Source organism: Pseudoalteromonas sp. Of11M-6 (genome assembly GCF_022347905.1).
GTDB lineage: Bacteria > Pseudomonadota > Gammaproteobacteria > Enterobacterales > Alteromonadaceae > Pseudoalteromonas.
The window spans coordinates 139,367-148,329 of sequence record NZ_JAKRFW010000011.1; the positions used below are offsets into that span (position 1 = coordinate 139,367).

Here is an 8,963-nt window from a genome sequence, read left to right on the forward strand (position 1 = left end):
TTGTATTCCATCACTTTACTGCGCATTTCGCAAAACGAAAGGAAAGATTGGCTATAAGATATATCAAATTTGCTTATAGCCAATAGTTATTTAAAGATTGATATTTAAATCAACCAGGCATAACTGAACTTCATAAATACCGTCTTTTCGTCTTTAGTTATTTTTGACAAATCATCGTCTTGATAACCATGATCGGAATAGCCTGCAAAGAAAACGGTTTGTGGGTTTAGTTTATAGGAATAGAGCAGTTGGGTGCTGATGCTTTTATAAGTCGCATCAACATCATCGCTATAATTGCTCTGGTTTCTCGAAATATCTGTATTGATGATTGCCAATCTCAAATAGCTATTAATGTTGAATTGGTAAGTCAGGCGGATATCGCTCAGATTTGCGGTATAAACTTCCGCGCCGTCAGCTTTCATTTTTTCGTATGTATGGCGCAATCTAACTTCAAAATGTTTGCCAAGATTGACGTTAATAACCGGGCGGGCGAAGTACAAATCACCAACACGGTTGTTTGCAAGGTCAACGCGGTTTCCTTTACTTAAGTTCAAACCTGCGAAAACGCCGGCCATTGGCTTGAACTCGATATAAGTCCACTGTGAATTCTCGGTAAATAGATCGGTATTGCCGTCAATCGCTAAACGGGTTTCATCATGTCGCAGTCCTGTACGTTTTCTATGTTCAACACCGAAATCAAGAAAGCTTTGCAACGGGCCGTCAACTGCAAAGTTGGTTTGCACTTCTTTTTCTAATAACTCGCCTTGCTCGTTGTGGGAAATATCCCAGTCGGCGTACCAACGTGCACGGTTCCACCAGTTGTTGTCATCGCCATACCAACGGTACTCACCGCCGAAAAGAAATTTATTAAAGTCGACCTGAGTGATAAAGCCCATATCGGTTCTAAGTGCTGCATCGCGAGCTTGATAGCCGGTAAATGCCTTCCAATGCTTGCGATTGTGCTCATAATTAACGTAATAGCCAGCACCACGGTCATCTTCGTCTATCACTCTGAGTACACTTTCGTTTAGGTCGCACTCAGCGAGCGTACTATCACATAACGCTTCGGCGAAAGCGCTATCGTAGTCTGTATCCGAGCCAATTAACTGCACCTGTAAGGTATCGTTATCAGTTGGCTTGTATTTGGCGTCTATACTCGCAACTTGGTTGCGATAGTCGTCGCTTTGCCTAGTCGTCGATGTCACGCCTACAGACAAGGTTTTGTTTAGGTCATGACGATATCTAAGCGCCATGTTTTGGCTTTTTCTCTCTAATGAGACAACACTCGAGCCCAAATTTCCGGGAACAACGACATTGAGTCTTTCATCGTTGGCAATAAATCCTGAAAAAGTGTGACCATTTTTATTACCGGTAAGCTTGACGCCATAATCGGGGGCTGAAATGTTCCGAGTATGAATAAGGTTAAGGTGAGAAGAAAAGTAATCGGAATTATCTAAAAAGAACGCCCGTTTTTCAGGGAAAAATAGGCTAAAGCTATTGTTAACGCTCAATTGTCCCGTGTCAGCTTCAACTTGTGAGAAATCAGGGTTTAGTGTTGCGTTTAGCGTCGTGTCTGGCGTGATAGCCCACTTTACGTCTAAGCCCGGCTCGACATTATTGTCGGCTTGCCATGGCTCTGCGATACCATCATCTATGTCGCGAGACTCTTGCCTATTGGTGACTAGTGTTGGAATAACGGCAAAGTTACTACCTTGCTTAGCCTTAGCAAATCCTTGATATTTTGGCATTTGACAGATCCAGCAAGAATTTGCATGTTGCAATTGCATGCTGGAGATACGCAACCTTTCATTTCTTGGATAAAAACGCAGAAACTCTAAAGCCATTGTTTTGCTCTCGAGGGAGTCGATAAAATTTAATACACGAAGTGGGATTTCAACTTCAACAACATAACCGTCTTTGTTTATCTTTCCGACGCTATCCCAGATCCCATTCCAAGAACCATTCTCACTTTTAGTGAGTTCGTTTTCAATTGAGTCTTGTTGTACACCTAGTGGATTGATGAAAAACTGGTAAGCGCTTTGGGCGTTGTTAAATGAATCAATTTTAATGCCGACAAGATCATCTTCCCAGGCGCGGTCACGGTCACGATAAAATGCGCGGATCAATTCAGGGTTAGGGTCCTTTGCATCAAAAGCAATAAATAAAGATTGACCGTTCTCATATACGTAAGCCTTAGTTTGTACTGGACTTGATTGGTTCTCGAATGGCCAAGTGATGTTGTTGATATCTATTTCTAATGCACGTTGCCAAATATCGGCTTCAAGTACACCATCAATTTTTGCAGAACTATCGACAAATGGGATTTTATTTGGGTCTAGTGCCCATGTTTGGCTAGATAGACTAAGCGCGAAAAAAGAGTAGGTTACAGCTTTAAGCATGAATTTAATTATTTTACAGAGACTTTTTCCAGTATTAGATAATATGCAATGAACTGAAACAATTTATTTTCGTCAGGTTGCAATTATTTACGTTGGGTGGCGAATATGTATACATAAAATGTACAAATCTATTTATCTCCATCGAATTAATAGCAAAGATGGTCAAAAACATGTTACAACAACGCCTTTGAAAATCTGCTAGGAAGTAACTATGTCTCTTATATTGAAGCTAGTGGCGGGTATCGTCGCTGGTATGTTGGCGGGTCTGTACTTGCCGACTGTGTTAGTTGAGCTCTTATACACCTTCAAGGTGATCATAGGACAACTTATCAGCTTTACTATTCCTCTGATAATCCTGCTTTTTATTGCTTCAGGTATAGCAGGCTTACCAAAGGGATCGGGCCACTTGCTTGGTAAGACAGTTGGCTTTGCTTATGGGTCAACCATTATTGCTGGCACATTAGCATTTTTATTAGTTAATGCTTTCATCCCATTCTTTGACGGCGGCGTTGCTTATCAAGCCGTGGAAGAATCTCATCTTAAGAGCTTTATTAATATTGAGATCCCTCCGCTGATGGGAGTGATGACGGCACTTGCAACGGCATTTATCTTTGGTATTGGGATGAGCCAGTGTGGCTTAACTAAACTTAAAGGTGTCACTGACGAAGCGAGAGATGTGGTAGATGCACTGCTTGCGAAAGTCATTATTCCAATATTACCACTCTACATCGCCGGTGTTTTTGCTGAAATGGCAGTAGCAGGTACGGTATTCGACACCCTAAGTACGTTTGGCGTAGTATTGCTTGCCGCGATTATTATGCATTGGCTATGGCTAAGCACTTTGTTTGTGGTGAGCGGCCTGTTACTTGGTAGAAATCCACTGGAATTAATCAAAAATATGCTACCTGCGTATTTTACCGCTATTGGTACTATGTCGAGCGCGGCAACTATTCCAGTGTCTCTTCGTGCAAGTAAATCTAATAATGTTAACGAAGAGGTTGCCAATTTTACCGTACCACTTTGTGCCACCATTCATTTGTCAGGGTCGACTATTACCATAGTGACTTGCGCAATGGCTGTGATGCTGCTTTCTCCTGAGATGGTTGTACCGTCATTGTCGGAAATGTTGCCATTCATCTTTATGCTTGGTGTCGTAATGATTGCGGCTCCTGGTGCGCCGGGTGGCGCGGTTATGTCTGCGCTTGGACTATTGACCAGTATGCTTGGTTTTAATGAGGGCGCAGTGGCATTGATGATTGCTTTATATTTAGCGCAAGACAGTTTTGGCACAGCATGTAATGTAACCGGTGATGGTGTGATTGCACTTTGGGTCGATAAATTTTCAAAGCAAAGCTGAGTCATATAAAAATTAATCTACTATAAGTCGCTGTGGCTAAATGCCGTAGCGGCTGCCTTTAAAATCATAAAAGCGGTGGAATTATAATCAAACTGCTTCTTTCATTAATTAACTATTTGGTTAATTCATATCAAAATTGTATTTTTCTCTCGTTTCTATCGTTATGCTTTTAAAAAATATGTGGTAATCTCAAACATCTGGAAGCGGGGCTGTTGGTTGCTTCGCTCCTTTTACCAATATATATGTAGAGGGTGTGCCATTGATTAATGTGCTTTTAGTTGATGATCATGAACTTGTCAGGACTGGCATAAAACGCATTTTAGATGATGTGCGTGGCTTTAAAGTGGTAGGAGAAGCCAAAACTGGTGAGGAAGCCGTAACCTTTTGTCGCCAAAGTGAGCCTGACATTGTGCTAATGGACATGAACATGCCTGGAATTGGTGGATTGGAAGCGACCAAAAAGATTTGCCGTTACTGTCCAGATGTAAAAGTTATTGTGCTTACGGTACATTGTGAAGATCCTTTCCCAAGCAAGGTAATGCAAATTGGTGCGCATGGTTATCTGACAAAAGGTGCAGGCCCTGATGAAATGATCAACGCAATACGTGCTGTTAATGCTGGCCAGCGTTATATTGCGCCAGAAATTGCTCAGCAGATTGCCCTTGCGCAATTTAGTGGCCGCAATGACGAAAACCCTTTCCAATCGCTATCGGAAAGAGAATTACAGATCATGCTCATGATCACTAAAGGTGAGAAAGCACAAAATATTGCAGATCGCTTGAACCTAAGCTCTAAGACGGTAAATAGTTATCGCTATCGCATGTTTGAAAAGCTCAATGTTAGCGGTGATGTGGAATTAACCCACTTGGCTATTCGCCATAAAATGATCGATATAGATAGCAGTCATTAAGTTCTTTTTAAATGACTGAATTTGATTACAAACCTTTCCTTAAGACATTAACAACAGAACCTGGTGTGTACCGCATGTACGATGTGGACGACCAAGTTATCTATGTTGGTAAAGCAAAAAACCTCAAAAAACGAGTTTCTAGCTACTTCCGTTCAAATATCACAGATAGTAAAACGCGAGTATTGGTCAGTAATATTGATCATATTGAAGTAACGTTAACGAATACCGAAACCGAAGCGCTGCTTTTAGAAAATAACTTAATTAAGAAATACCAACCACGATATAACATTCTCTTAAGAGACGATAAAAGTTATCCGTATATTTTCCTGAGCGCCCATCAACATCCAAGGCTTGCATTTCATCGTGGTAGTAGAAAACAAAAAGGCGAATATTTTGGTCCTTTTCCTAGCAGTGCTGCTGTATCGGAAAGTCTGAGGTTAATGCAGAAGATTTTCCCTGTTAGGCAATGCGAAGATGCGTATTACCGCGCACGCAGCCGACCTTGTTTGCAGTATCAGTTAAAAAGATGTTCAGGACCATGCGTTGGCAAAGTAAGCGACGAAGAATACCAAGAGCAAGTAGCCATGGTTCGACAGTTTTTGACAGGACGCTCTCAGGACGTTATCTCAGCACTGGTGGAACGAATGGAAACCGCCAGTATGTCTTTGGATTTTGAGAAAGCAGCAAAACACAGAGATCAAATTGCTTTATTAAGGCAAATGCAAGAACAGCAGTCCATTGCAGGAAACTTTGCAGAGCTTGATGTCATCGGCTATGAACAGAAGAACGGTTTAGTGGCCATTCATGTACTGATGATAAGAGAACATAAGGTACTTGGGACGAAAACACATTTTCCAAAGGTACCAAAAGATTCTGGGGCAGATGAAGTGCTAACTTCTTTCCTTGGACAGTATTACATTTCAACGGGTAACCACTCAAGAATTGCTAAAGAAATTGTATTGCCATTCGAAATAGAAGAGGAAAGTGCATTAGAAGCAGCGCTGACTCAAGTTTCGAAGCGCAAAGTTAATTTCAAATGTAACGTTCGTGGGGAACGAGCCCAATATCTTGCATTAGCAAATAAAAATGCGCAAAACAGTATTGAAGTTAAACAAAGTGCACAAGACTCAATCACCAAACGATATGCCAAACTAAAAGCAGTGCTAGGGCTGTCAGACATTCAAAGAATGGAGTGTTTTGATATCAGTCATACCATGGGAGAAAACACGGTCGCATCGTGCGTTGTATTCGATGGTCAAGGGCCAAACAATAGAGAGTATCGCAGATATAACGTCACTGGGATCACCCCAGGGGATGATTACGCAGCGATGGATTTTGCATTAAATAAGCGCTACGGCAAAATGTCGGATGAAGCGAAAGTACCCGATATTATTTTTATTGATGGTGGTAAGGGGCAGTTAGGTAGGGCGGAATCTTTCTTCGCTGATTGGCAACTCAATAAAATGCCGATACTGATAGGGGTTGCAAAAGGCACAAGCCGGAAGCCGGGATTAGAAACATTGCTAATAGATGGTGGTCGTAAAACGGTGAATGTCGAAAGTGATTCACCTGCATTACACCTTATCCAGCATATCCGCGACGAATCACATCGCTTTGCAATTGCAGGGCATCGTAATAAAAGACAAAAACAAAGAACGCAATCTGTGCTTGAAGAGATTGAAGGCGTAGGTCAGAAAAGACGTCAGGCACTACTTAAGTTTTTAGGAGGCATGCAGGGAGTTAAATCTGCAAATATACATCAATTAAAGCAAGTTCCTGGGATCAGCCCTGAAATGGCTGAAAAGATATTTAATCATTTGCATGACAAAGCTTAAGCAATCATGCGAACATAGAAAAAAAGACAATACCAAGTAGTTATGTGGAATATTCCAAATACGCTCACAACATTTAGATTGCTACTCATTCCCGTGTTTGCAGTCGTTTTTTATCTTCCTTATTCATGGGCGTTTTTTGCCGCCGCTTTTATTTTCTGGTTAGCTTCCGTTACCGATATCCTCGATGGCTATCTTGCTCGTAAGTTGGAACAGTCAACGCCATTTGGTGCTTTTTTAGATCCTGTTGCCGACAAGGTGATGGTCAGTGTTGCTTTAGTGATACTTGCTACACATTATGATAATTATTTCATTACTATTTCTGCTGTTGTCATTATTAGTAGAGAAATAGTTATTTCTGCGTTGCGTGAATGGATGGCTGAACAAGGTAAAAGAGGTAGTGTTGCTGTATCTTGGCTGGGTAAATTCAAAACAGCTGCACAGATGTTAGCTATTATAGGTTTGATTTGGCAATTATCAGATTGGATGACAATGCTAAGTTACGCACTTTTAGCTATCGCGACATTGCTAACATTAGTTTCTATGATCCAGTATCTCTATGCTGCAAAAGGAGAATTGACTAATTCTTGACTTGAAATGATTATAAACCCAGCGGTTTAGATAAATTTTGAGCAAACGATTCAAAACATTCATTTTTTATGTTGACGCGTTCCAGAACTTCTGTAGAATGCGTCCGTGTTGAGAGGGCAGTATGTCATCTAAATGAAATTTAGATAGCATCACCTAGCAAGTTAAAGTTTAAAGAAGCTTAGTAAATAAGTAGATTTAAATAATGGAACGCGAGTATAGCTCAGCTGGTAGAGCGCGACCTTGCCAAGGTCGAGGTCACGAGTTCGAACCTCGTTACTCGCTCCAAATTTGCGGCGGAATGGCAGAGTGGCCATGCAGCGGATTGCAAATCCGTCTACCTCGGTTCGACTCCGGGTTCCGCCTCCATTTCTCAACATATCCACATGCGAAAGCAAGCCCGATGCCCGGGTGGTGGAATTGGTAGACACAAGGGATTTAAAATCCCTCGCTGGTAACAGCGTGCCGGTTCAAGTCCGGCCCCGGGCACCATTTATATCGGGATTTGTATGTAACAAATCTAAATGGTTTTTATGTACAAAACGGAACGCGAGTATAGCTCAGCTGGTAGAGCGCGACCTTGCCAAGGTCGAGGTCACGAGTTCGAACCTCGTTACTCGCTCCAATTTTTGCTTTCACACCCGATGCCCGGGTGGTGGAATTGGTAGACACAAGGGATTTAAAATCCCTCGCTGGTAACAGCGTGCCGGTTCAAGTCCGGCCCCGGGCACCATTTATTTTTCACATATTAAATTTACCAGTGTGAAAAATGGAATGCGAGTATAGCTCAGCTGGTAGAGCGCGACCTTGCCAAGGTCGAGGTCACGAGTTCGAACCTCGTTACTCGCTCCAATATTCTTCATGGCGGAATGGCAGAGTGGCCATGCAGCGGATTGCAAATCCGTCTACCTCGGTTCGACTCCGGGTTCCGCCTCCATATCGCATATTCTCCTTATTTTTAATATCTTTCTTATTTACCTTTTTTATTATCCAAAAACGCCACTGTTACTGATTTATCCACATCTTCTTTTACTTAAACATTGTTTCTTTAGATCCCAGAATCATTACTATAGCTACTAGCCAATAATAAGAAGAATCGAAAGTTAGTATTCAATACCTTTATAAACGCACCTATCTCCATATTTTCGATAAAAGGTATCATTTTGGTATCTAGTCCTGCTTATTGGATAGACTTACTGCTTCATAGTCGCTTTACATTTTCACTTCCACATAATCTACGTACACCTTCTCTACATAAAGAAGAATTGACCTGGCTTTGTTTCGAGTTCTATATGTAAGTAGGCAAGTTAATATGCTAACAGATGTTATATAACGCCATTTGTTCAGTTGTTCCTTAGTGGTGCTTAAAGTTTATGTAGACTCGCGTGACTTCAATTTGGTCTTTTTGAGTGAAAAATATACTTTTTTGATATGTTCCGTTTGTTTTTTGTTCGAACAAACCGTTTTTATAAGTTTTAATGAAAAAAGGGTTGCACTTAAATCGGATCTCCCTATAATGCGCATCCACCGACACGGAGCACAACGCTGAAAAGCAATGAGCTAACGAGTCGAGAGTCAAGTAAAACTTAGGTTTTGAGGCTTCGAAAAGAAACTTAAAATTAAGTGTTGACAACAAAATCGGGTTGAGTAAAATGCACAGCCCTTGAGGCGCGAAAGTGGCTCGAAACGTTCTTTAAAAATATGAAGCAATCATCTGTGTGGGCACTCGTACAGATTGAGTTCTAACAGCAGATTCTAGTTCGCTAGATGATGCAAATAAATTTAGAGTCTCAATTGTAACTGAGTGACTATATAGTCAATTCGTTTTGATTTTACTTTTTTGAAAAGTAGAAACAAACAATCAGAATTCAATGAGC

The 8,963-nt window shown here is 41.3% G+C and carries 5 protein-coding genes and 7 tRNA genes; 11 read left to right on the forward strand and 1 reads right to left on the reverse strand.

The annotated features are described in order from the left end of the window. Window positions 1–104: 104 nt before the first annotated feature. On the reverse strand, window positions 105–2,399 hold the full coding sequence (locus tag MHN32_RS08015) for a DUF5916 domain-containing protein (protein WP_239421469.1): 2,295 nt from the start codon (window positions 2,397–2,399) through the stop codon (window positions 105–107). A 211-nt stretch (window positions 2,400–2,610) separates the two neighbouring features. On the opposite strand from MHN32_RS08015, the gene MHN32_RS08020 reads away from it, so the two are divergent. The 11 genes from MHN32_RS08020 to MHN32_RS08070 all read left to right on the forward strand — a co-directional run bounded on the left by MHN32_RS08020 (window position 2,611) and on the right by MHN32_RS08070 (window position 8,023). Continuing rightward, window positions 2,611–3,756: a dicarboxylate/amino acid:cation symporter gene (locus MHN32_RS08020; RefSeq protein WP_010606536.1), complete on the forward strand. Its 1,146-nt coding sequence runs from the start codon at window positions 2,611–2,613 to the stop codon at window positions 3,754–3,756. Between the two features lie 259 nt (window positions 3,757–4,015). After that, a complete protein-coding gene (gene uvrY, locus MHN32_RS08025) occupies window positions 4,016–4,666 on the forward strand; it encodes a UvrY/SirA/GacA family response regulator transcription factor (RefSeq protein WP_010606537.1) in 651 nt (216 codons plus the stop codon). Window positions 4,667–4,677: 11 nt separating this feature from the next. After that, window positions 4,678–6,501 (forward strand): excinuclease ABC subunit UvrC, encoded by a 1,824-nt coding sequence (gene uvrC, locus MHN32_RS08030; RefSeq protein ID WP_102056586.1) that lies wholly within the window; start codon window positions 4,678–4,680, stop codon window positions 6,499–6,501. A gap of 42 nt (window positions 6,502–6,543) precedes the next feature. Beyond that, window positions 6,544–7,089 (forward strand): CDP-diacylglycerol--glycerol-3-phosphate 3-phosphatidyltransferase, encoded by a 546-nt coding sequence (pgsA, locus tag MHN32_RS08035; RefSeq protein WP_010375584.1) that lies wholly within the window; start codon window positions 6,544–6,546, stop codon window positions 7,087–7,089. 209 nt (window positions 7,090–7,298) lie between these two features. Beyond that, a tRNA-Gly gene (locus MHN32_RS08040) sits at window positions 7,299–7,374 on the forward strand. Window positions 7,375–7,381: 7 nt separating this feature from the next. After that, window positions 7,382–7,455 (forward strand) — tRNA-Cys (locus tag MHN32_RS08045). 36 nt (window positions 7,456–7,491) lie between these two features. After that, window positions 7,492–7,578: transfer RNA gene (locus tag MHN32_RS08050), tRNA-Leu, on the forward strand. A gap of 57 nt (window positions 7,579–7,635) precedes the next feature. Beyond that, window positions 7,636–7,711: transfer RNA gene (locus MHN32_RS08055), tRNA-Gly, on the forward strand. Window positions 7,712–7,732: 21 nt separating this feature from the next. Next, window positions 7,733–7,819 (forward strand) — tRNA-Leu (locus MHN32_RS08060). 43 nt (window positions 7,820–7,862) lie between these two features. Further along, window positions 7,863–7,938, forward strand: a tRNA-Gly gene (locus MHN32_RS08065). An 11-nt stretch (window positions 7,939–7,949) separates the two neighbouring features. Then, window positions 7,950–8,023, forward strand: a tRNA-Cys gene (locus MHN32_RS08070). The last annotated feature ends 940 nt before the right edge of the window (window positions 8,024–8,963 follow it).

Excerpts from the sequence above, each read along its gene's own strand:
- uvrC (WP_102056586.1), top strand. The coding sequence starts at position 4,678 with ATGACTGAATTTGATTACAAACCTTTCCTTAAGACATTAACAACAGAA.
- pgsA (WP_010375584.1), top strand. The coding sequence starts at position 6,544 with ATGTGGAATATTCCAAATACGCTCACAACATTTAGATTGCTACTCATT.
- MHN32_RS08020 (WP_010606536.1), top strand. The coding sequence starts at position 2,611 with ATGTCTCTTATATTGAAGCTAGTGGCGGGTATCGTCGCTGGTATGTTG.
- MHN32_RS08015 (WP_239421469.1), bottom strand. The coding sequence starts at position 2,399 with ATGCTTAAAGCTGTAACCTACTCTTTTTTCGCGCTTAGTCTATCTAGC.